Below are 21,797 nucleotides of genomic sequence, written 5' to 3'. Positions count from 1 at the left end.
CATGACGACCGTCCGCCCCACCCCGTCCCGGCCCACGCCCTCCGAGGCGTCCCCCGGGCCGGCCCCCGCACCGACCTTCGCGGTGATCTCCGGCGCCCAGGTGCAGCAGGCACTCCAGGGACGCGAAAAGGAGATCGTGGAGGTGGTCGAGGCCACCTACCGGCTGCACGGCGCGGGTGACACGGTGAATCCTCCCTCGTCCTTCCTGCGCTTCCCCGACCGCCCGTCCTCCCGGATCATCGCGCTGCCCGCCTCCGTCGGCGGGGAGACACGGGTGGACGGAGTGAAGTGGATCTCCAGCTTCCCGCCGAACGTGTCCGCCGGAATCCCCCGGGCGTCGGCCGTACTGATCCTCAACGACCATGACACCGGCTACCCGTTCGCCTGCCTGGAGAGCTCCATCATCAGCGCGACCAGGACCGCGGCCTCGGCCGCGTCGGCAGCCGACCGGCTCAGCCGCGGGCGCCCCCGCCCGACCCGGGTCGGATTCTTCGGCACGGGCCTGATCGCCCGCTACATCCACACCTTCCTGGAAGGGACCGGCTGGTCGTTCGACGAGATCGGTGTGCACGACCTGTCGGCGGAGAGCGCGGCCGGTTTCCGCCTGTACCTGGAGCAGTCCCGTACCGCCGGGCGGGTCACCGTGCACCACAGTGCGGAGGAGCTGATCCGCTCCAGCGACCTGGTGGTCTTCGCCACCGTCGCCGCGCAGCCCCACGTCCACGAGGTCTCCTGGTTCGGCCACCACCCGGTGGTGGTGCATGTGTCGCTGCGCGACCTCGCACCGCAGATCCTGCTGACCGCGACCAATATCGTCGACGACATCGACCACTGTCTGCGCGCCGCCACCTCCCCGCATCTGACCGAACAGCTCACCGGCAACCGGACGTTCCTGGACGGCACGCTGGACGATGTGATGGCCGGCCGGGTCGCGGTGCCCGCAGACCGGACCGCCGTCTTCTCCCCGTTCGGCCTCGGGGTGCTCGACCTCGCGGTCGGCAAGTACGTCTACGACGAGGTCATCCGGTCCGGGGAACTCCAGGTCGTCGACGGCTTCTTCCATGAACTGCGCCGGTACGGATGAGCCGTCGGCACCCCCTCCGACCAGGGCAAGGAGGCTCATGCACCCCACACACCCGCAAAGACCCGCAGCCGGACCGCCGCACCGCCCACCGGAGCGAGGTCCGCCGCCACGGCCGACCGACGTCCGACGGCGCTCTGCCGCAGATGAGGAGACCATCGTGCCTGTCATATCCACGCCCTACGCATTCAACGAGGAGGAGCTCTATGTCGACCTCCGGTCGATCTTCGGGCACTCCCTGTTCCTCAAGTGTGAGGGCTTCAACTTCGCCGGCTCGATCAAGCTGAAGGCCGCGACCGAGATGGTGGAGTCCGCCGAACGGGCCGGGGACCTGCGTCCGGACACGGTCCTGGTCGAGTCCTCGTCCGGGAACCTCGGCGTGGCGCTCAGCATGATCGCGGCGAGCAAGGGCTACCGCTTTCTGTGCGTGACGGACTCCCGCTGCAACCTGGCGACCCGGCTGATGATGGAGGCCCTCGGCAGCCAGGTGCATGTCGTTGCCGACCAGGAGTCCAACGGCGGCTTCCTCGGCGCCCGCCTCGCGTATATCCGCAACCTGTGTGCCTCCGACTCCCGCTTTCTGTGGCTCAGCCAGTACACCAACCCGGGCAACTGGCGGGCGCACTACCGCAGGACGGCACCGGCCATCGCCCGCGCCTTCCCGCGGCTGGACCTGCTGTTCGTCGGCGCGGGCACCACCGGCACCCTGATGGGCTGTGCCCGCTACTTCCGGGAGTGGCACCGGCCGGTGCGGATCATCGCCGTGGACAGCGTCGGCTCGGTGACCTTCGGCGGCACTCCGGGACACCGGATGATCCCCGGTCTGGGCATGAGCGTCCAGCCGCCGCTGCTCGACGAGTCCTATGTGGACGATGTCGTACGGGTGGCGGAGGCCGACACCATCCGCACCTGCCACCGGCTGGCCAAACGCGGCTTCGTGTTCGGCGGCTCGACCGGCACCGTGGTCAGCGGCGCGACGGACTGGCTGACCCGGCACGACGCTCAGGACCGCACAGCGGTGGCGATCGCCCCCGACCTCGGCGAGCGCTATCTCGACACCGTCTACCACGACAACTGGGTGCAGGATCTGTACGGCGAGGACGTACTGGCTCCCGTCCCGCCGATCGGCGCCGATGTCGCCCCGCTCCCCGCGCCCTCGCCGGGCCCGCCGGAACCGGAGCCACAGCCGCAGCCGCGCCGACGGCGCCGGGGCCACGACGCCTGAGTCAGCCGCCCCCGCCCGCCAGGCAGTCGGTGACCCACTGATGAAAGGCGCCGATGTGATGCTCGCTGGGTACCAGCACCCCGCCGTTCCGGTAGGCGCGGGAGCTCATGGCCGGCTGGGTACGCTCGCAGGCGTCGAAGTCCTGGGCGTTGACCCGGTGGAAGAGCTCGACGGACTTGGAGATATCGGCACCGGAGTCGACGACCTCGGGCAGGTACAGCCAGTCGCATTCGACCACCGTGCGGTCGGGGGCCATCGGGAACATCCGGTGGACGATGACATGGTCCGGGACGAGGTTGACGAAGACCTGCGGGCGGACGGTGATGGCGTAGTAGCGGCGGTCCTGGGTGTCCTCGATGCCGGGGAGCCGGCCGAAGCCCTCGGTGCCGTCCACGGTGAATCCGGTGGCCTCGTCGGCGAAGACCGCACCGTGCCCGACGTAGTACTGGGCGGCGAAGCCATCGGCGAACTCCGGTAGCACATCGGTGAGTTCGGGGTGGATGGTGGCGCAGTGGTAGCACTCCATGAAGTTCTCGATGATGAGCTTCCAGTTGGCCCGCACGTCATAGGTGAGGCGCTTGCCGAGGGCGAGGCCCTCGGTGCGGTAGCGGTCGAGGGAGGCGGTGTCCCCCAGCCGTTCGACGGCCGCGCCGATCACGGTGTCCTCGAACGACGGCGGCTCGTCGGCCAGGCACACCCAGGCGTAGCCGAGCCACTCGCGGAGCGGCACGGTGACCAGGCCGCGTTCGGTGCGGTCGACGTCCGGCATCCGCTGCAGATTGGGGGCGGCCACCAGACGGCCGTCCAGGTCGTAGGTCCAGGCGTGGTACGGGCACTGGAGGTTGCGGCGGACCTCGCCGGACTCCTCGGTGCACAGCTGGGCACCGCGGTGCCGGCAGATGTTGAGGAAGGCGCGCAGCTCACCGGCGCGGTTGCGGGTGATCAGTACGCTCTCCCGGCCGATCCGGACGGTGCGGAAGGCGCCGGGCTTCGCCAGGTCGGCGCCGCGGACCGCACAGAACCACAGCCGCTCGAAGATCTTCTCCTGCTCCTGACGGAAGATCTCGGGGTCGGTGTAGTGGTGTCCGGCGAGGGTGGCGATCAGACTCGGGGAAGCCGCGGGCGGGGCGGCGGCCGGCGAGGACTCGGTGTGGATGGTCGTCATGGAGGCTCCTCAAGCGGCCGCGGCGGCGGGCCGGCGGGGGTCGAACAGCTCGATGGGGTGCGCGGTGGCACCGGTCAGCGCGAGATCGGCGACGATCTCGCCGACCACCGGGACGAACTTGAAGCCGTGCCCGGAGAAGCCGCAGGCGACGGTCACCGTCTCCGGGTGCGCGGGGTGCCGGGTGATCACGAAGTGCTCGTCGGGGGTGTTGGAGTACATGCAGGTGGCGGCCTTGAGGAAGCGGCCGGGGAGGGCGGGGATACGGGGGCGCATCTGGTCGGCCATGGCGCGTACCTCGTGGTCGTGCACGGTGCGTTCGATGGTCTCCGGGGTGCAGACGGTGCCCTTGCGGAAGAACGCGACCTTGGCGCCGCCGTCGGGGCCGTCGATCGCGGGGAAGCCGTAGACCTGGACGCCCCGGTCGTCCTCCCAGATGTAGATCGGGTGCCGGGCGGGGACGAAGGGCGCGGTGCCGCCGTCCGGGGCGAACCAGTACATGACCTGGCGCTCGATGGTGAACGGCACGCCCAGATCGGTGAGCAGCTGGGGCGCCCAGGCCCCGGGGCAGATCACCAACTGGCCTGCGGTGTAGGTGTTTTCGGGCGTGTGGACGCGGACCCCGGCGCCGCCGGGCAGCTCCTCCCAGCGGGTGACCGGCTCCTCGAAGTGCAGCTCGGCGCCGTCCTGTCCGGCGAGCTGGACATGTGCGGCGACGGTGTACTCCGGCCGGACCAGCCCCGCCCGTGCCTCGTACAGCGCGACCTCGTCCGCGGCGGGGGTGAGGGTCGGGAAGCGGCGGCGGATCTCCCTGGGTTCGAGCATCTCGTGCGGGAGGTCCCACTGGCGGGCGGATTCCAGACTGCCGCGGACCGTACGGCTGTCGGGGCGGCCGAGCATCACCCCGCCGCAGAGGGTGGCGATCTGGCGGCCGGTGTCCCGCTCCAGCTTCTCGTACAGCTCGTACGAGCGCAGCAGCAGCGGTACGTAGGCGGGGTCCTCGAAGTAGGACTGGCGGGTGATACGGGAACCACCGTGGCTGGAGCCGCGGTTGTGCACCGGGCCGAACTTCTCCAGGCCCAGGACCCGGGCGCCCCGGGCGGCGAGATGGTGGGCGGCGGCGCCGCCCATGCCGCCGAGGCCGAGAACGATGACGTCGTAGGTGGGAGCCATGCGGCTGCTCCTTCTGCGTACGGAGGGCGGGCGGCGGGCGGACGGATCACCGGCGGTCCGGGCCCGCCCTACCTGCGGATGCGCTCCATCTGCGGGTCGAAGAGGGGCTCTTGGCGGACGGTGGCCGGGATCTTCTCTCCGAAGTACTCGATGTGTACGGCGGTTCCGGGGACCGCCGCGCCGGCCGGCAGCCAGGCGTAGGCGATCCCGCGGCCGAGGGTGTAGCCGTAGGCGGCGGAGGTGACATAGCCGGCCGGGGTGCCGTCCACGAAGACCGGTTCCTTGCCGAGGACGACGGCCGCGGGGTCATCGAGGGTGAGGCAGGCGAGCCTGCGGGACGCGGTCTCCTCGCTCCGGCCGTCCAGCGCCGCGCGGCCGAGGAACTCGCCCTTGGCGGGGCGGACCGCGAAGCCGACCCCGGCCTCGTAGGGGTTGTGCTCGGTGGTCATGTCATGGCCCCAGGAGCGGTACCCCTTCTCCAGGCGGAGGCTGTTGAAGGCGCTGCGGCCGGCGGCGATCACCCCGTGCTCCCGGCCCGCCTCCCAGAGCGTGTCCCACAGGCGCAGCCCCAGATCGGCGGTGGTGTACAGCTCCCAGCCGAGCTCGCCGACATAGCTGAGGCGCATGGCGGTGACCGGGACATGGCCGAGGTACGTCTGCTTGGCACGGAAGTAGCCGAACGCCTGGTGCGAGAAGTCGTCACGGGTCAGGGGCTGGACCAGGTCGCGGGCGAGCGGGCCCCAGACGCCGATACAGCAGGTGCCGGAGGTGATGTCACGGATCTGCACTCCCCCACTCTCGGCTTCGCTCAAGCGGGAGGGTCCCCCATCCGGGGCGTGCCGCAGCAGCCAGTCGAGGTCGGCTCCGCTGTTGGCGCCGATCTGGAAGCGGTCCGGGGCGAGCCGGGCGACGGTGAGGTCGGAGCGGATACCGCCGGTCTCGTCCAGGAGCAGGGTGTAAGTGACCGCGCCCGGCTTCTTGGCAAGGTTGTTGCTGGTCATGCGCTGGAGGAAGGCGAGGGCGCCAGGGCCGGTGACCTCCAGGCGGCGCAGCGGGGTCATGTCGTACAGAGCGACCCTTTCGCGTGTCGCCTTCGCCTCGGCGGCGGCGATCGGTGACCAGTAGCGGGCCGACCAGGCGTCGCGCTCGGGGAGCCGGAGCCCTTCGGCGAGCGGGGCGTTGGCCTCGTACCAGTGCGGGCGCTCCCAGCCGCCGGCCTCCAGGAAGTACGCACCGAGCTCCTGCTGCCGCGGGTAGAAGGGGCTGGTCCGCAGCGGCCGCGGCTGCTCCATGGGCTGGAGCGGATGGATGACGTCATAGACCTCGATGAAGTTCTGGGCGCCGCGGTCGGCGATATAGGCGGGTGAGCGCTGGGCGTCCTCGAAGCGGTAGAGGTCGCACTCATGGATGTCGATGGCCGGCCGGCCGACCGTCATCCACTCGGCGACGGCCCTGGCGACGCCCGCGGAGTGGGTGACCCAGACCGCCTCGGCGAGCCAGAAGCCGCGCAGCTCGCGGGATTCGCCGAGGACCGGCATCCCGTCGGGGGTGAAGGAGAAGACGCCGTTGAAGCCGTCGGCCACCCGGGACGCGCCCAGTGCGGGCAGCAGTCCGACGCTGTCCTGCCAGCTCGGCGCGAAGTCCTCCGCGGTGAAGGGCAGCGAGGACGGCATGACGGGAGCTTCGTCGAAGGCGGCGACGGTGAAGGGGTCGACGGGCATCGGGCGGTGGGCGTAGGAGCCGATGCCGAGCCGGTCGTGGTGCTCACGGAAGTAGAGGTCACGGTCCTGGAAGCGCAGGATCGGCTTGCTCGCCTCGGTGCGTGAGTCGTTGGCACCGGCCAGTTCGGGCAGCGGTTCCGTGGTGGCGTACTGGTGGGCCAGCGGCAGGAGCGGTACGTCCACCCCGGCCATCGCGCCGATCACCGGGCCCCAGAAGCCGGCCGCCGAGACGACATGGTCGGCGGGGAAGGTGCCGCGGTCGGTGGTGACGCCGGTGACCCGGCCGCCCTCCCGCTCGATCCCGGTGACGGTGTGCCGCTCCAGAAAACGGGCGCCGCGCCGCTCGGCCCGTGCGATCTGGGCGCGGCAGGCGAGCACGGCACGGGCCAGTCCGTCGTCGGGGGTGTGGAATCCGCCGTAGAGCGCGGTCTCGTCGAGCATCGGCCACAGCTCCTTGCACTGCTGCGGGCCGAGGAGTTCGCCGCGGACGCCCCAGGAGGCCGCGAGCCCGGCCTTGCGGTGCAGATCGGCCCAGCGGGCCTCGGTGGTGGCGATTTCCAGACCGCCGACCTGGTGGAAGCAGGGCAGCCCGTCCACCTCCAGGGCGCCGAACTTCTGGACGGTGTAGGCGGCGAACTCGGTCAGGGTCTTGGACGGGCCGGTCTGGAAGACCAGGCCGGGCGCATGCGAGGTGGAGCCGCCGGGGGCCGGGAGCGGGCCCTGTTCGAGGACGGTGACCTCGGTCCAGCCGCGGGCGGTGAGTTCATCGGCGAGGGAACAGCCGACGATGCCGGCACCGATGACAACCACACGGGAACTGGGGGCGGGCGTACGGGACATGTCCCTCCTCCTGCTGGTCGGAGTGGTCCGCTGGGGTGGCTGTAACGCCGTTACAGGACCACGACCGTGCCAACGGCATGGACGTGATGCGGCATGCCCCACCCCTTGTTGCGCACTGCACGACTGGTTGCGCGATGAGAGACATAGTGGGAACGGCGGATCGGCACCGTCAAGGGGGTGCGAGCCAGCTCTTGGCAAAGGGATGCCCCGCGCCCCCGGGCACGGGATCCGACGCGGGACCGACACGGGGTCCGACGCACGATCTCACCACCCGACACCCCGGCCAGGGACCGGACTTCGGAGCTTCAGCATTTCCGGGGACCGCTTGACGCAGCCGCGCCCCGGCTGGATTCTGTTGCGCATGGCGCCTCATCGTGCGCAACACGAAACTCGATGACTACCGAAAAGTAACCGGGGGTCCCGTGATTCCTGTCTGCCCTCTCGCCGCCCTACCCACCGGCGAGGCCGTACGCACCCACCCCGTGACCGTCGAGAACGGCATGATCCACGTCCACCGCCCCGCCGCCGAGGAGGGCACCGCCGTATGAAGTCGGTCGCTGTCATCGGGGCCTCGCTGGCAGGTCTGTACGCCGCGCGGGCCCTGCGCGCCCAAGGGTTCGACGGCCGTCTGGTGATCGTCGGGGCGGAGCACCACCGCCCCTACGACCGCCCACCGCTGTCCAAGGGCTTCCTCACCGGCGCCACCACGGACCAGGGTCAACTGGCCCTGGCCGACGCCGAGGAGATCGCCGAACTGGACGCCGAATGGCTGCTCGGCACCCGGGCCACCGGGCTCGACACCCGAGGGCGCGCGGTGCTCCTCGACGGAGGCCGGTCGCTCACCACCGACGGCGTGGTGATCGCCACCGGCGCCGGCCCGCGCCACCTCCCCGGCCCGGCACCCACCGGAACACACACCCTGCGCACCCTTGAGGACGCCCAGGCACTGCGCGCGGAACTGGTCCGGGGCCCGGTCAGGGTCGTGGTGATCGGCGGCGGCTTCATCGGCGCCGAGGTCGCCTCCTCCTGCGCCGCTCTCGGCCATCACGTCACCGTGGTCGAAGCCGCCCCGCTCCCCCTCGTCCCCCAACTCGGCGACACGATGGCCGAGATCTGCGCCGCCCTCCATGCCGACCACGGCGTCACCCTGCTCACCGGAACCGGTGTCGCCCGCCTGCACGACGGCGGCGCCGGGAACCGTGTCACCGGGGTTGAACTGGCCGACGGCCGGCTGCTCCCCGCCGAGGTGGTCGTCGTCGGCGTCGGGGTACGCCCGCACACCGCCTGGCTCGAAGGGTCCGGGCTCCCGCTCGACGACGGGGTGTGCTGCGATGCGGGCGGGGTCACCCCACAGCCCCGGATCGTGGCGGTCGGCGATGTCGCCAGGGTGGACGGCACCCGCGCGGAACACTGGACCAGCGCCACCGAGCAGGCCACGGTCGCCATCCGGAATCTGCTGGCCGGCCGGACCGTCGCGGTCCACCGGAGCCTGCCGTACTTCTGGTCCGACCAGTACGGCGTACGCATCCAGTTCGCCGGCCGACGACTGCCCGGCGACACCCCGCGCATCGTCGAGGGCTCACCCGACGACCGCAGCTTCCTCGCCTGCTACGAACGCGACGGCAAGACCACCGCCGTACTCGCCCTCAACCGCCCCCGCCCCTTCATGCGCCTCCGCCGCGAACTGGCGCGCGCCACCCAGCCGGTCACCACCTGACCTCCACCGACGGCGCGACGGCGCAACGACAGCAGCGGGACACTTGGGCTCTCCCGCCTGTGGCGCACCAGACAGTACGAAGCGGATGACGCCGCCGCTTTCGCGTGTTGGGGACAGCGGAACGCCCGCCACCCGGCGGCGCTCCGCAACCGCGTTCTCGTCCTAGGAGACCCACACGTGACTCCCAGCGCCGCCGCCACCCGAGCGGCCCAGACGCTCTCCCGCCCCTTCGCCCTGGGCGGCCTCACCGTGCCCAACCGGATCGCCATGGCGCCGATGACCCGCGAGTTCTCGCCGGGCGGTGTCCCGGGCGCCGATGTCGCGGACTATTACGCCCGCCGCGCGGCCGGCGGCGTCGGCCTGGTCATCACGGAGGGGACCTACGTCGGACACGCCGCCGCCGGAACCAGCGACGCGGTTCCCCGCTTTCACGGCACGGACGCCCTCGACGGCTGGGCCGGTGTCGTGGCGGCGGTGCATGCGGCGGGCGGGACGATCATGCCGCAGCTGTGGCACGTCGGCATGGCCCGTCAGGCGGGCGCACCCCCGTTCCCCGACGCCCCGCCGTCCGGCCCGTCCGGGATCACCGTCGATGGCACACCGTCCGGGCATGCGATGACCCAGCGGGATCTCGACGAGGTGATAGCGGCGTTCGCCGAGGCGGCGGCCGCCGCCGAGCGGCTCGGCTTCGACGGGGTCGAACTGCACGGCGCCCACGGCTACTTGATCGACCAGTTCCTGTGGTCGGGCACCAACCGGCGCACCGATGCCTACGGCGGCAGCATCGGCGCCCGTACCCGTTTCGCCGCCGAGGTCGTGGCGGCCTGCCGGGAAGCGGTCTCCCCGGACTTCCCGATCCTCTTCCGGATGTCCCAGTGGAAGATGCGCAAGTACGAAGCCCGCCTTGCCGATACGCCGGAAGAACTCCAGGCGATCGTGGCACCGCTGACGGACGCCGGCGTCACCGCCTTCCACTGCTCGACGCGCCGCTACTGGCTGCCCGAGTTCGAGGATTCGGATCTCAACCTCGCGGGATGGGTCAAAAAGCTCTCCGGCCGGCCGACCGTCACCGTGGGCTCCGTCGGTCTCGACAAGGAGTTCATCGGCACGTTCAGCCTCGAACAGGCCAGGGTCTCCGGCATCGACCGGCTGCTGGACAGGCTGGAGCGGGACGAGTTCGACCTCGTCGCCATCGGGCGGGCGCTGCTCGGCGACCCGGAGTGGGCCGCCAAGATCCTCGCGGGCCGCACCGACGCGCTCGTGCCGTTCGACGCCTCGATGCTGAAGACGCTGAACTGACTCCGGCGCGCCGGGCGCGGCCTCTCCTGGATGCCGCGCCCGGCGCCACCGCACGCGGGCCGGCGGCCGGAGATCACCACCCGCTGCCCGGCCGCCCGCCGCAGCCGGGCAGCGCTCAGACCGCGTTCAGCTGAGCGGCCGCGGCATCGACGGTCTGGGTGAGCAGCGTGGCAATCGTCATGGGGCCCACACCGCCGGGCACCGGGGTGATCAGCGAGGCACGGGTACGCGCCGCCTCGAAGTCCACATCACCGACGTTGCCCGGGTTGGATCCGGCGTCGATCACGACGGCACCGGGCTTGATGTGCTCCCCGCCCAGGAACCGGGGCCGGCCGACGGCCGCGATCAGGACATCGGCTTCCCTGGTGAGCGACGCCAGGTCGGTGGTGCGGGAGTGGCAGTAGGTGACCGTGGCATCGCGGCCGAGCAGCAGCATCCCCACGGGCTTGCCGAGGATCGCGCTACGGCCGACCACGACCGCATGCTTGCCGGCCAGGTCGACGTCATAGTGATCGAGCAGCCGCAGGATGCCGCCGGGCGTGCAGGAGGCGAAGCCGTCCAGGCCGAAGCTCATCGCGGCGAAGGAGTGGCAGGTCACGCCGTCGACATCCTTCTCGGGGGCGATCGCCTCGAACGCGGCACGCTCGTCGATGTGCGGGCCGGCCGGATGCTGGAGCAGGATGCCGTGCACCTCGGGGTCGTTCGACAGTGCGGTGATCGTGCCGACCAGCTCCGCGGTCGTGGTGGCGGCGGGCAGCGCGACATGCCGGGAGAGGATGCCGGCCTTCGCACAACGGTTGCGCTTCATACGGACATACGTCACCGAGGCGGGATCGTCGCCCACGAGGACGGTCGCCAGACACGGGGCCGTGCCGGTCCGTTCGGTGAGGTCCGCCGCGCGCCGGGCGGCCTGTTCGACGAGGGTGCGGGCCAGTGCGCTGCCGTCCATGAGGCGGGCTTCCGGGGACATGGGCTGCTCCTGAGTATCAGGTGGGATCGCCCAGGCGCGCGGCACCGGCCTTGGATGGCCGAGCCGCTCCCCGGTGGTGCTCCACCCCAGCGCCAGTCACGGCTCGCCGCCCACTGTATGCGACGTCCGCAGTGCGCGGACCGTCCCCCTCACCCGCCGCCCTGACCGGGCGCGGAGAGGGGTGGTTGGGGCGAGGTGTTGGCCTCCCACTGGCTGAGGATGCCGTCCCAGTCGTGCTGGGCGGCGGTGATGGCGTTGGCATCCCAGGTGGGCTGGACGGGCTGCTGATACTGCTGGTGTTCCTCGTACACCCGGTATTCCTGGTACTGCTGTGGGTCCGGGTAGTGCGGGTACGGCTGCTGCTTCCAGGGGTCGGGCTCGTAGTGCTCCCGTGGCGGGTGCTGTGGTCGCTCGCGCCATGTCAGATGGGGGGTCTCGGGCTGTGGCGGCGGGACATTGACCAGCCGCCGGTGCCGTCCCGTGCGGTCCGAGGGGGCGGGCGGCATCGGGCGGCTCTCGGCGGACAGCTGTTGTGCGCGGGCCACCAGCAGCCGTACGTCGAGGCCGAGTTCGGTGGCCAGGGCGGTGAGGTCGACCCCGTTGTGCCAGCTGCTCATCAGGACCGCGTCCAGGGCCGGTGCCCAGGCCGGTTCGGAGGGCTGGGGAGCCGGGCCGGTCGGCGGCGGTGCCGCGGGGTGCGCGGCGCCCGGCGCGGCGGCCGCCTGGACCGGCTGCTGTACGGGGGGCTGTGGCGCGGGGGCCTGTTGCGTGGGGGCCTGAGGTGCGGCAGGAGCTTGCTGACCGGGGGCCGGTGGCGCGGGCTGCTGCTGCGCGGGGGGCTGCTCGCCCGTGGGCTGGGCCAGCAGGCTCTTGGCGACCGCGCGGGCGTCTTCCTTGCCCACCGTGCGCCGGGCCAGCCGCACTTCGCGTTCCTCCAGGCCGAGCAGGTCCGCCACCACCGCGTCACTGCCCACGGTCACCGCGAAGGCGGCCAGGGTCCGCGAACGGCGGGCCTCGGCCTCGTCCAGGAGTCCCTGTGTTCGGCGGACCTCGTCATCGCTGCTGCAAAACGCCTGTGCGAGTACCGCGTGGCGCTCCCACAACTCCCTCGGTTCCATGACTGCGACAACGTTCCTTCGTCCGGATTGGCCCGCTTCCCGGCTATAGATCACTGCATAGGGTGATATTCGCCGGAGATGCGTCCCCGCCTGACCGGCGGAAGTACGGCCGGCTGCGAAAATACGCAGTGACCCCAGCGTCGAAGAATCGTTTCTACGGCCATGAGCGTCCCCTCTTCCGGCACCGTCGCAGGTCACGGACCGACCTCCCTCCCCCGCCCCGGGAAGATGCCGCGGTGGATCACCGCGGAGGTCATCAGGCAGACACCGGTGTACGCCGGGCTGGTGAAGCAGTGGACCGAGCGCGCCGCCACCGTGCCCGGGGTCGCCGATCCCGAGTGGCAGCGCCTGGTCTCCTACCGCGCGCTGATGGAGGAGACCGAGACCGCCCTCACGGCCCTCCGGCCCCATCGCGCGCCCGACGTACTGCCCCCACGCAAGCCGGCCGTCCCGGCGGCCCGGCCCGCCCGCCTGGACGCCTGAAGCGGGTCCGCGGCGGCTGCCGCGCCGGCCCGCGCGAGCGGCACCCGCGCCGGAGTACCGTTGAGTTGTCGAGGATTTCCCGCTGTCCGGCGGCTGCGCCGACAGCGGCTTTGACCAGCGACGGAGCCCGGGTGAGCGCGACGGATGAGACGGACTTCAGCCCGATCGGGGTGATCGGGCGGGTGACCGTCTCCATCCCGGCCGACGGCCCGGGAGAGGTGTTGCTGCCCGTACGCGGCGGCACCGAGGCCTTCGCCGCCTGGTCCCACGAGCCCATCGCCCGGCATACACAGGTCATCGTGGTGGACCACACCTCGGCGCGATCGGTGATCGTCGCGCCGCTGCCCGCGTGACCCCGGCCGGCCGTCCCGCGCACCGTATCCGGTCACCTGAGCACTCCCTTTTCCTGCGGCCGTCCCCGCACTCCACCCCCGAGGCAGGTCGCACCGGACCAGGAGCCTTCCGATGTTGTTCTGGCATGTTCCGGCGCCGAACGAGGCGCTGTTGATCTCCGGCTCGAAGCGCCGGACCGGGGACGCCCAATTCCGTATCGTGACCGGCCATGGCTGCTGGGTCATGCCCGTCAAACAGAAGGCGAGTGTGCTGTCGCTGTCGCTGCGGGAGGCAGAGATCTCCGAGGACTGCGTCACCCAGCAGGGCATCCGGCTCGGCGTCCGGGCGGTCGCCGTCTTCAAGGTCGGGGACGACCAGACGTCCATCGCCAACGCCGCCCGCCGGTTCCTCTCCGAGCAGGCCACCATGGAAGAGCTGGTCGGCCGGATCTTCGCCGGTCATCTGCGCTCGATCGTCGGCGGACTGACCGTCGAGCAGATCATCCGGGAGCGGGACCGGGTCGCCCAGGAGGTCAAGGACGGCAGCCACTCCGAGATGGAGAAGCTCGGCATCGTCGTCGACGCGCTGCAGATCCAGGAGATCGCCGACACCTCCGGCTACATCACCAATCTCGCCGCACCGCACGCCGCCGCGGTGGCCAGCACGGCCCGGATCGCGCAGGCCAAGGCCGACCAGGAGGCGACCGAACGGGAGCAGCAGGCGGCCGCGTTGAAGGCGGAGTACGAGCGGGACACCGCGATCAAGCGGGCCGGTTTCCTCGCCGAGACCGAGCAGTCCAACGCCCGCGCCGCACAGGCCGGCCCGCTCTCCCAGGCCAGGGCCTCGCAGGAGGTCATCGAGGAGCAGACCGCGCTGGCCGAGCGGCAGGCCTCGCTCGCCGCCCAGCGGCTGGAGGCCGAGGTACGCCGCCCCGCGGACGCCGAGGCGTACCGGCTGCGCACCCTGGCGGAGGCACAGCGTGACCAGGTCCGCTACGAGGCGGACGCCCGCGCGTACACCGAACGCACCGTCGCCCAGGCACGCGCCGACGCCAACACGGCCCTCGCGGGCTCGCTGCGGGACGGCAACCAGGAACTGATCGCCGCCAACCGCACCATCGAAAACCTCCCCGCCCTCGCCGAATCCGCCGCCGAGGGCCTCTCCGGCACCCAGCTGACCGTCCTCAACGGCACCGACGGAATCAACGAGATCGTCTCCGGCATCATCGGCCAGGGCCTGGCCATCCTCAACGGCCTGAAACCCGCCACCGCCACCCCCGCCGCCACTTCCCCACCGGCCGACGGCACGGGCCCACTGCCCCGGAAGGTGACAAGGCTGAAGCAGGACGGCGCCGGGTCGGGGGCCGGGTCGAGCTGAGCGGGGGCCGGGCGGGGCCGGCCCCCCGGTGGATCACGACCGGCGCGGGCCGCCGGACCCCCAGAGGTGCCCGGTGGCCCCTGCGGGCCCCGGGCACGTGGCTGTCCCCGTCAGGTCGGTTACTTGGCGGGGTCGGTGGGCGTGCGGCGTCTGCGGGTCAGGATGAAGTGGGCGAGGACGCCGAAGAGAAGGCCCCAGAAGGCGGAGCCGATGCCGAAGAGGGTGACGCCGGAGGCGGTGGCGAGGAAGGTGATCAGGGCTGCCTCGCGGTCTTTTTCCTCCTTTACGGCACCGGTCAGGCCGCCGGCCAGTGCGCCGAGCAGGGCGACGCCGGCGACTGCCGCCACCAGTTCCTTGGGGAGGCCCGCGAAGAGCACCACCAGTGTGGAGCCGAAGGCGCCGATGAGGAGGTAGAACGCTCCGCAGGAGACTCCGGCGACATAGCGCCGCCGCGGGTCGCGGTGTGACTCGGGGCCGGTGCAGATGGCGGCGGTGATCGCGGCGAGGTTGATGGCATGGGAGCCGAAGGGGGCCAGTGCCGTGGACACCAGGCCCGTGGAGCCGATCAGGAGGCGGTCCTTGGGCTCGTAGCCGGATGCGGTGAGCACGGCCATGCCCGGTGCGTTCTGGGAGGCGAGCGTGGCCAGGATCATCGGCACCGCGATGCCGATGAGCGAGGCGAGCGAGAACTCCGGGGTCGTCAGCACCGGCTTGGCCAGCTCGATCCGGTCCAGATGGATGTCCAGCCGGGAGCTGACCGCACTGGCCGCGACGCCCGCCGCCAGGGCGACGAGCACGGCGTAGCGGGGCAGCCAGCGCTTCGCCAGGAGGTAGGCGACCAGCACGGAACCGGCGATGAGCGGCGCGGTCTTGAGGGAGCTGAACACGCCGGTGCCGAACGAGAAGAGGATGCCGGCGAGCATCGCGGAGACCACGGCGGTGGGCACCTGCCGCATCAGCCATCCGAACACGCCGGTCAGGCCGACCAGGGTGATCACCAGGCCGGTGACGATGAACGCGCCGATGGCCTCCGCGTAGGAGTACGCCCCCAGGCTGGTCACCAGCAGGGCCGCGCCCGGTGTCGACCAGGCCGTGATCACCGGCATCTTGGTGCGCAGGCTCAGCCCGATACAGGTGAGCCCGCTGCCGATGGAGATGGCCCAGACCCATGAGCTGGTCTGAGCGGTGTTCAGATGCCCGGCGGACGCGGCCGCGAGCACGATGACGAGCGGGCCCGAGTAGGACACGACGACGGCGACGAAGCCGGCCAGGACCGCGGACAGCGAGGCGTCGCGGAACAGGCCCGGACGGGCCCCCGGATTCGGGGACCCGTCCGCCGCCTCCGCCGCGCGCTGCGGTGGGGCGGAACCCGACGGTGCGGCGTCGGGGTGTGGCGTGGGTGTCTTGGAACTCAACGGTCTTCCTTCACGGCCTTTTCCAGGGCCTGTTCGAGGTCGGCGACAAGGTCTGCGGGGCTCTCCAGGCCAATGGACAGCCGCAGCATGTCCTTCGGCGAGGTACTACCCGGTCCTTCGAAGGTGTAGCGGTGTTCGACCAGACTCTCCACACCGCCCAACGACGTGGCACGGATGAAGAGTTCGCAGTGGTTGGCGGTCCGCAGGGACTGCTGCCACTCGCCGTCGACATGCAGCGAGAGCATGCCGCTGAAGCCGCCGGTCATCTGCCGGGCGGCGACCGCGTGGCCCGGGTCGGTGGCGAGCCCGGGGTAGGCCACCCGACGGATGCGGGGGTGCTCCGCGAAGTGCTCGGCCACGGCCATGGCGGTGGCCGATATCTGCCGCATACGGGGGAAGAGCGTCCGTATGCCCCGCATCAGGAGGTAGGTCTCCATGGGGCCGAGGATCGGTCCGGTCAGTCGGCGGTGCAGCTGGAGCCGCTCCCAGATCGCGTCCCGGGCCTCGCTGCTGCCCGGTGCCTTGACGAGAAGTCCGGCGACGACATCGGTATGGCCGTTGAGGTACTTGGTGCCCGAATGCATGATCAGGTCCGCGCCGAGGGCGAACGGCTGGGAGTGCACCGGGGTGGGGACGGTGTTGTCGACGCCGAACAGGGCACCGGCCGCGTGCGCGATCTCGGCGCAGGCGGCGATGTCGGTCACCGTCCAGGTGGGGTTCGCCGGGGACTCCGCCCACACCAGCGCGGTCGGCGCGGCGGCCACGGCGGCCCGCACCGCGTCCAGGTCGTTCATGGGCGCCTGGACGACCTCCAGGCCGCGCTGCGGGCCGAACTCCCGCAGCCACTTGGTGAGTCCGAAGTACATGGTCTCCGGGACCACGACCCGCGCACCGGCCGGCAGCACCTGGAACACGGCGGTGGCGGCGGCCATGCCCGACGAGAAGACCAGCGCGTCCGAACCGCCCTCAAGGCCCGCCACCACCGTCTCGACCTGCTCGTATCCCGGGGTTCCCTGATCCCGCAGATACGCCAGTCCGGCCGGCGCCCGGTACTCGCTGTCGCGCGCGAAGGTCGCGGCCAGCCCGATCGGGGGCGGCACGGCGCCGGTGGTGGGGCAGCGCCAGCCGTCGCCCTGCGCGGCGCGCGTCTCGGCCCGGTACTCCTGCGTCCAGGGGGTGTAGGTCTCGCTGTTGTTCATCGCTTCCTCGTCATCAGTTCCGGCAGAGCGGTGCTCAGGGCACGTTCGGCGTCCAGCAGCGCACGGGAGGGCGCGCCGGGTGAGGGCACATAGTGGTTGTAGTAGCTGGACCCCTCGGTGTGCGGCCCGAGGAAGAACAGCCGTGGCTGCGGGCTGCCCGTACGGTCGACCCCCTGGCCGTCGCGGGTGACGTCCAGCCCGTGCACGGTCGTCCCGCGGTGCGCGAGGGTACGGACGCGGCCGGCGGCGACGAGCGTGCCGAGCAGTGTCCCGGTCGCCCGGTCGGCGCCGGGCTCGGCCACATGCGCCTGCACCACGTGGTCGGTCTCCATCCGCAACGGCTCGGCCAGGCAGGTGGATTCCAGGCGCCAGGGTCCTTGGCCGGCCGGTGCGACGACCTTCGGCTGTGGTCCGGGGCCGAGCTGGACGATCCCCGCGTCGATCAGGGCGAGCAGCTCCGCCGAGCGGTCCAGCTGCGGGCCGATCACCTGCCGGTTCACCGTCGCGGAGAACTCCCCGAAGAAGGTGGCCAGGGACGCGTCGTCGACGCCCGGCGCATCGATGACCGACCGCAGCACATCGCGGTGGTCGCGCAGTACCTCCAGGGCTTCCTTGAGCGGGCTCACCCCGAGGCCGTCGCGGGCCTCGGCCAGGTCGGCGGCGACCTCCGCGGTGAACCAGTCGCGGTAGGCGGCGTAGCCCGTCCACTCGCGGTCCGAGAGGTTCGCGGACAGGATCCCGGGCACCGGGCTGCCGCCGAACCGGGCCCGCAGCTCATCGAGCAGAATCTCGTGTCCGGCCTGAGCGCAGCGCCGGGCCATCTCCGGCCCCGCGTCGGCGATATCACCCATCTCCCGGCCCAACAGGACCCGGTAGTAGGCGAGTTCCATCTCGGCCTCGACGAGCGGCAGCACCTCGGCGGTGAAGTCGAGGCGCCGGTCCGGCCGTTGTGCACGCAGCGTGTCGAGGCGCTCGGTGGTCAGGGCCAGCGGGGCGAAGCGTATTCGGCCCGGGTGGAGGCGCGGGCGGCTGCGCGAGGGCATACCGGAGCGGTTGGTGAGCACGATCAACGGCTCCCGCCCACTGGGCAGATAGCTCAGCCCGCGCTCGGTCGTGGTGTGCCTGCCGCCGCGGCCGAGGGTGAGCGTGGCGATGACGTCCATGGCCGTGAGCCCCATGCCGAGGACGGCCACCCGTTCGCCCGGTGCGATGCTGTCGAGTGCCTCGGGTAACGGATAGGGGCGGGTGATGAGCCGGGGGTCGGGGGCGGGTGCCGGGGGCTGGTAGAGCGAGTGGTGCCCGACGGTGACGAAGACGGCGTCGGCGTCGATCCGGGTGCCGTCGGCGAGGACGACCGTCTCGGTGTCCGGCGCTTCGGTCCTGATGTCGACGGCCGTCGTACGGTGCGTCAGGAGCGTGAGGTGGTCCGGCGCCGCCTCGCGGATCTCCCCCGCCGCCCAGGTCAGATACTCACTGAGCAGCCTGCGCGGCAGGAAGTCGTTCGGCTGGATCTCCCGTCCCGCACCCGCGCGCACGGTGTAGCCGTCGTCCGCCAGCCGCAGATCCCGGCGTCGGCACCATTCATGCAGCGAGGGGCCGGATATCGGTACCGGGCCGTCCACCATGTGTGCGTCGGCGAAGGCCGAGAGCTGTGCGCAGACGGTGTTGAGCAGCAGATGATCGGGCTGATCGGGCAGATGGAAGCCGGCACCGAAGGGCTGCGGGTCGATGAGGTGGACGGTGAGCGGGACCGGCTGCGCCAGGCAGTGCGCGACCAGCCGCTCGAAGACGCCCAGCCCTCGCGATCCGGCCCCGACGATGGCGACGGAGAGGGGTGTGTGCTTCACCACCGGCGCGTCTCCCCGAAGAAGTTGGGCACCTCGATGGTGTTGCCGTCCTTGCGGGCCTCGCCGAGGACGAACGCCCCCACGGCGAGGTCCAGCACGCCCAGTCCGAACGGCGAGAAGATCACCGGGCGGTCCGCGGACGGCGTGACCTCCCCGTTCAGCACTCCGGCGAGGGTTCCGGTCACGAACTCGCGGGAGCCGGACAGCTGCTCGGCGAGGTGGGGTGAGGTCTGGGCCTTCAGACAGTGCTCGACATCGTCGAGGATGTTGTCCGCTCCCAGCACCACCTCGGGCGCGAGGTCCCGCAGGGAGATGTTGAGCACGAGCTGGCCGGGCTTGAACGGGGTGCTGACGTACGGCTCAAGCGCGGTCGTGGCGAAGACGACCGTGTCGGCCCGCAGCGCGGCGTCGAGGTCGGCGGTGAAGTCGGCCGGGCGGTTCTGTGTGGTGCGCACATGGTCGGCCAGCGCCTGTCCGGATGCCTCGTCAAGGTCGTGGACGAGGTAGGAGTCCGGGGTGCAGCCCGCGGTGTGCAGGTAGTCGCAGATGTTGCGGGCGATGACACCGCCGCCCACGACGGCGATACGGGTCCCGGCGAAGCCGTCCGGGCGGAGCGCGGTCGCTGCGACGGCCGCGGAGGCGGCGGTGCGCGCCGCGCTGATGTTGGCGGCTTCGAGACAGGCGATCGGGTAGCCGGTCTCGTAGTCGTTCAGGAGCAGGACGGCCGAGGCACGCGGGGCTCCGCGGCGTGTGTTGCCCGGGAAGCTGGCGATCCACTTGATACCGGCGAGCTGGACGTCGGCGCCCAGATAGGCCGGCAGCGCGATGATCCGGGAGTCCGGCTTCTCCGGGAAGCGCAGGAAGTAGCTGTCCGGGTTGACGGAGTCCCCGGACTCATGCGCCCGATAAGCGCTGCTGACAATGCCGAGCACGTCTTTGCGTTTGTCGTGCAAAACTTGACAAACCGTTTCTCCGGCCACGATCTCAAAATTGAACATCACGAATCCCCCCTACTCAGGCCGGTGCCTGAGATATGTTGGCACCGACGACCTCGGGCCAGCGTTCCGCCACCCAGTCGTCGTTATAGATGGTCTCCAGATAGCGATCCCCGAAGTCGGGTGAAATGGCCACCACGACACTTCCGTCGGGAATATTCTTTGCGGCATCCTGCACGGCAGACAGCACCGTGCCGGACGAACCCCCCAGTAGCAGCCCGCGTTCTTCGGCCAGCGTTCGGCACATTTCCACGGCGGCCGCCTCGGAAATGAGCACGACCTCATCGATATTCCCGGTGTCCAGGATTTCCGGCCGTCTGCTCGTTCCCAGGCCGGGAATGTGGCGCCGGGCGGCGGGCCCGCCGAAGGTCACGGAGCCCTCGGCATCCACCGCGATGATCCGAGTGGCGGGGCTGTGGCGGCGCAGGTACTCCGCGCAGCCCATCAGGGTGCCGGTCGTGCCGGCCCCGATGAAGGCGTAGTCGATATGACCGATCTCCTCCAGGAGCGCACGGCCGGTGCGGTCCCGATGAGCCCGCGGCCCCGCCGGGTTGGCGTACTGATTCAGCCAGAAAAGGTTTGTTTCGCGGCGCAGTCGCGCGTCGATGTAGTCGATACGCGACTGCAGATAGCCGCCGTGGGCGTCCCGGACGTCGATGACGACCACTTCGGCCCCGAGCACCTCCATCAGACGCCGCGACTGGACGGTGGAGTTGGGGTCCGTGACACAGGTGAGCCGGTACCCCTTTGCCGCGCACACCATCGCCAGGGCGACGCCGAGGTTCCCCGACGTCGACTCGATCAGCCGGGTCCGCGGAAAGCAGCGCCCGGATTCCTCGGCCGCCTCGACCAGCGCGACAGCCGTTTTGAGTTTTACCGAACCGGCAGGATTGAGGCCTTCCAGTTTAAGGAAGACTGAACTGCCGGGAACTAATTGGTCAAGCCGGACGTAGAGATCATCCAGCACGAGATCATAAACTTCTTCCGCTATCACCAGAGTCCAAACCGTTGAAAATGGGCAGCGCAAAGCAACTGCGCTCGCCGAAGCGAGAGCCCATGGGCTTGTTGGTCGGCGCACGGGTCAGGTGCGCTACGCAGAAGGGACTCTCCCCCCGTCCCCCGATGCCACAAATCCCTCATTCGCGATGCGACGGCACAATCCTGCCATCTGGCAAGGACAATGACAATGATTGTATGGAAAACAAAAATGTTGAATCACGAAATGTCCGCCGGAACCGTACCGTCCGTAACGCCCCTGACTTCCCGTTATCCCTGGTGACGGCCCCGGAATAAGAAATTCCACCGCGCCCGGACAGGCAGCGGGCCCGGGGTCATGACCCCGGGCCCACCATGCACGAACTGACGGGTTACTAGAGGAGGCCCAGCAGGCCGAGGTTGAGCAGGCCGTTCCTGCCCAGGCCGCGGCCGTCACGCTCGTAGCCGTCACGCTCGTAGCCATCACGCTCGTAGCCGTGGCGGCCATATCCGTAGCGGTCGAGGCCATCGCGGTCGTAACCGCTGTCGCGGCCGTAGCCGTCGCGGCGGTCGCGGCCGAAGCCGTCGTGGCCACGGTGGCCGACGCGGCCGTGATGGCGGTTGTGCTGCTGGTTGCCGTGGTGACCCTTGTCGCAGCGGTGCGAGGCGCACTTGACGTCCTGGGAGCCGCTGGGGGGCGCGGTCGCGGCGGTGGCGGCGCCTGCCGTCGGCACCACGAGGGCAGCCGCGGTCAGGCCGGCCACTGCAAGGCCGCGCGGGATCGAACGGAGCATGTTTCCACCTTCACTCGACTCTGCAGAAAATGAATATTTCCTGCAAAGACGACAATAAGCGGGCATTTCCCTG

The 21,797-nt window shown here is 70.8% G+C and carries 19 protein-coding genes and 1 riboswitch; of the genes, 8 read left to right on the top strand and 11 right to left on the bottom strand.

Translation table 11 applies throughout. The features are described 5' to 3' along the window. The first annotated feature begins 1 nt into the window (after position 1). Positions 2-1,084 (top strand): 2,3-diaminopropionate biosynthesis protein SbnB, encoded by a 1,083-nt coding sequence (gene sbnB / locus STRTU_RS32910; protein ID WP_159748732.1) that lies wholly within the window; start codon positions 2-4, stop codon positions 1,082-1,084. A 157-nt stretch (positions 1,085-1,241) separates the two neighbouring features. Beyond that, entirely contained in the window at positions 1,242-2,306 is a 1,065-nt protein-coding gene (gene sbnA / locus STRTU_RS32905; RefSeq protein WP_159748731.1) for a 2,3-diaminopropionate biosynthesis protein SbnA, read from the top strand. A 1-nt stretch (position 2,307) separates the two neighbouring features. On the opposite strand, the gene STRTU_RS32900 is transcribed toward sbnA (STRTU_RS32905), so the two are convergent. The 3 genes from STRTU_RS32900 to STRTU_RS32890 all read right to left on the bottom strand — a co-directional run bounded on the left by STRTU_RS32900 (position 2,308) and on the right by STRTU_RS32890 (position 7,202). After that, a complete protein-coding gene (locus tag STRTU_RS32900; protein WP_159748730.1) occupies positions 2,308-3,471 on the bottom strand; it encodes an aromatic ring-hydroxylating oxygenase subunit alpha in 1,164 nt (387 codons plus the stop codon). Between the two features lie 9 nt (positions 3,472-3,480). After that, entirely contained in the window at positions 3,481-4,641 is a 1,161-nt protein-coding gene (solA, locus tag STRTU_RS32895; protein WP_159748729.1) for an N-methyl-L-tryptophan oxidase, read from the bottom strand. A gap of 68 nt (positions 4,642-4,709) precedes the next feature. After that, positions 4,710-7,202, bottom strand: coding sequence for a GcvT family protein (locus tag STRTU_RS32890; RefSeq protein ID WP_159748728.1), 2,493 nt, complete (start codon positions 7,200-7,202; stop codon positions 4,710-4,712). Between the two features lie 422 nt (positions 7,203-7,624). Between STRTU_RS32890 and STRTU_RS32885 the strand changes: the two genes are divergently transcribed. The 3 genes from STRTU_RS32885 (at position 7,625) to STRTU_RS32875 (ending at position 10,218) form a co-directional block, all read left to right on the top strand. Continuing rightward, positions 7,625-7,750: a Rieske (2Fe-2S) protein gene (locus tag STRTU_RS32885; RefSeq protein WP_269777416.1), complete on the top strand. Its 126-nt coding sequence runs from the start codon at positions 7,625-7,627 to the stop codon at positions 7,748-7,750. Continuing rightward, positions 7,747-8,919: an NAD(P)/FAD-dependent oxidoreductase gene (locus tag STRTU_RS32880; RefSeq protein WP_159748727.1), complete on the top strand. Its 1,173-nt coding sequence runs from the start codon at positions 7,747-7,749 to the stop codon at positions 8,917-8,919. The genes STRTU_RS32885 and STRTU_RS32880 overlap by 4 nt, the downstream gene beginning before the upstream one ends. A 177-nt stretch (positions 8,920-9,096) precedes the next feature. Continuing rightward, on the top strand, positions 9,097-10,218 hold the full coding sequence (locus STRTU_RS32875; RefSeq protein ID WP_159748726.1) for an NADH:flavin oxidoreductase: 1,122 nt from the start codon (positions 9,097-9,099) through the stop codon (positions 10,216-10,218). Between the two features lie 115 nt (positions 10,219-10,333). On the opposite strand, the gene STRTU_RS32870 is transcribed toward STRTU_RS32875, so the two are convergent. Then, positions 10,334-11,188 (bottom strand): bifunctional 5,10-methylenetetrahydrofolate dehydrogenase/5,10-methenyltetrahydrofolate cyclohydrolase, encoded by an 855-nt coding sequence (locus STRTU_RS32870; protein WP_159748725.1) that lies wholly within the window; start codon positions 11,186-11,188, stop codon positions 10,334-10,336. A gap of 21 nt (positions 11,189-11,209) precedes the next feature. Further along, a riboswitch (ZMP/ZTP riboswitch) is annotated at positions 11,210-11,298 on the bottom strand. Between the two features lie 39 nt (positions 11,299-11,337). Beyond that, entirely contained in the window at positions 11,338-12,306 is a 969-nt protein-coding gene (locus STRTU_RS32865; RefSeq protein WP_159748724.1) for a hypothetical protein, read from the bottom strand. Positions 12,307-12,468: 162 nt separating this feature from the next. Between STRTU_RS32865 and STRTU_RS32860 the strand changes: the two genes are divergently transcribed. The 3 genes from STRTU_RS32860 to STRTU_RS32850 all read left to right on the top strand — a co-directional run bounded on the left by STRTU_RS32860 (position 12,469) and on the right by STRTU_RS32850 (position 14,499). Then, complete coding sequence (locus STRTU_RS32860) at positions 12,469-12,789, top strand: hypothetical protein (RefSeq protein ID WP_159748723.1); 321 nt, start codon at positions 12,469-12,471, stop codon at positions 12,787-12,789. A gap of 131 nt (positions 12,790-12,920) precedes the next feature. After that, positions 12,921-13,142 carry a hypothetical protein gene (locus STRTU_RS32855; protein WP_159748722.1) on the top strand — a complete coding sequence of 74 codons (222 nt, stop codon included), beginning with the start codon at positions 12,921-12,923 and terminating at the stop codon, positions 13,140-13,142. Positions 13,143-13,254: 112 nt separating this feature from the next. Then, on the top strand, positions 13,255-14,499 hold the full coding sequence (locus STRTU_RS32850; protein ID WP_159748721.1) for an SPFH domain-containing protein: 1,245 nt from the start codon (positions 13,255-13,257) through the stop codon (positions 14,497-14,499). A 119-nt stretch (positions 14,500-14,618) separates the two neighbouring features. On the opposite strand, the gene STRTU_RS32845 is transcribed toward STRTU_RS32850, so the two are convergent. The 6 genes from STRTU_RS32845 to STRTU_RS32820 form a co-directional block, all read right to left on the bottom strand. Further along, positions 14,619-15,914 (bottom strand): benzoate/H(+) symporter BenE family transporter, encoded by a 1,296-nt coding sequence (locus tag STRTU_RS32845; protein ID WP_159748720.1) that lies wholly within the window; start codon positions 15,912-15,914, stop codon positions 14,619-14,621. Continuing rightward, positions 15,911-17,113: a trans-sulfuration enzyme family protein gene (locus tag STRTU_RS32840; RefSeq protein WP_159748719.1), complete on the bottom strand. Its 1,203-nt coding sequence runs from the start codon at positions 17,111-17,113 to the stop codon at positions 15,911-15,913. The genes STRTU_RS32845 and STRTU_RS32840 overlap by 4 nt, the downstream gene beginning before the upstream one ends. Then, the gene (locus STRTU_RS32835) at positions 17,110-18,960 is read right to left on the bottom strand and encodes an FAD/NAD(P)-binding protein (RefSeq protein ID WP_246241579.1); all 1,851 of its coding nucleotides are present in this window, start codon (positions 18,958-18,960) and stop codon (positions 17,110-17,112) included. The genes STRTU_RS32840 and STRTU_RS32835 overlap by 4 nt, the downstream gene beginning before the upstream one ends. Then, positions 18,957-19,958, bottom strand: a complete 1,002-nt coding sequence (gene sbnB, locus STRTU_RS32830; protein WP_159749841.1) for a 2,3-diaminopropionate biosynthesis protein SbnB — start codon at positions 19,956-19,958, stop codon at positions 18,957-18,959. The genes STRTU_RS32835 and sbnB (STRTU_RS32830) overlap by 4 nt, the downstream gene beginning before the upstream one ends. Before the next feature lie 16 nt (positions 19,959-19,974). Further along, on the bottom strand, positions 19,975-20,922 hold the full coding sequence (sbnA, locus tag STRTU_RS32825; RefSeq protein WP_159748717.1) for a 2,3-diaminopropionate biosynthesis protein SbnA: 948 nt from the start codon (positions 20,920-20,922) through the stop codon (positions 19,975-19,977). Positions 20,923-21,325: 403 nt separating this feature from the next. After that, complete coding sequence (locus STRTU_RS32820) at positions 21,326-21,724, bottom strand: hypothetical protein (protein ID WP_159748716.1); 399 nt, start codon at positions 21,722-21,724, stop codon at positions 21,326-21,328. Positions 21,725-21,797 lie beyond the last annotated feature (73 nt).

The organism is Streptomyces tubercidicus (assembly GCF_027497495.1).
In the GTDB taxonomy this organism is placed as follows: domain Bacteria; phylum Actinomycetota; class Actinomycetes; order Streptomycetales; family Streptomycetaceae; genus Streptomyces; species Streptomyces tubercidicus.
Note: the sequence above shows the minus strand (reverse complement) of the source record. Positions and strands in the feature narration are given on the sequence as shown.

Bases quoted from the DNA above. Each gene is read 5' to 3' on its own strand.
- sbnB (WP_159748732.1), top strand. From the start codon at position 2: ATGACGACCGTCCGCCCCACCCCGTCCCGGCCCACGCCCTCCGAGGCG.
- STRTU_RS32900 (WP_159748730.1), bottom strand. From the start codon at position 3,471: ATGACGACCATCCACACCGAGTCCTCGCCGGCCGCCGCCCCGCCCGCG.
- solA (WP_159748729.1), bottom strand. From the start codon at position 4,641: ATGGCTCCCACCTACGACGTCATCGTTCTCGGCCTCGGCGGCATGGGC.
- STRTU_RS32890 (WP_159748728.1), bottom strand. From the start codon at position 7,202: ATGTCCCGTACGCCCGCCCCCAGTTCCCGTGTGGTTGTCATCGGTGCC.
- STRTU_RS32880 (WP_159748727.1), top strand. From the start codon at position 7,747: ATGAAGTCGGTCGCTGTCATCGGGGCCTCGCTGGCAGGTCTGTACGCC.
- STRTU_RS32870 (WP_159748725.1), bottom strand. From the start codon at position 11,188: ATGTCCCCGGAAGCCCGCCTCATGGACGGCAGCGCACTGGCCCGCACC.
- STRTU_RS32865 (WP_159748724.1), bottom strand. From the start codon at position 12,306: ATGGAACCGAGGGAGTTGTGGGAGCGCCACGCGGTACTCGCACAGGCG.
- STRTU_RS32860 (WP_159748723.1), top strand. From the start codon at position 12,469: ATGAGCGTCCCCTCTTCCGGCACCGTCGCAGGTCACGGACCGACCTCC.
- STRTU_RS32850 (WP_159748721.1), top strand. From the start codon at position 13,255: ATGTTGTTCTGGCATGTTCCGGCGCCGAACGAGGCGCTGTTGATCTCC.
- STRTU_RS32840 (WP_159748719.1), bottom strand. From the start codon at position 17,113: ATGAACAACAGCGAGACCTACACCCCCTGGACGCAGGAGTACCGGGCC.
- sbnB (WP_159749841.1), bottom strand. From the start codon at position 19,958: ATGTTCAATTTTGAGATCGTGGCCGGAGAAACGGTTTGTCAAGTTTTG.
- STRTU_RS32820 (WP_159748716.1), bottom strand. From the start codon at position 21,724: ATGCTCCGTTCGATCCCGCGCGGCCTTGCAGTGGCCGGCCTGACCGCG.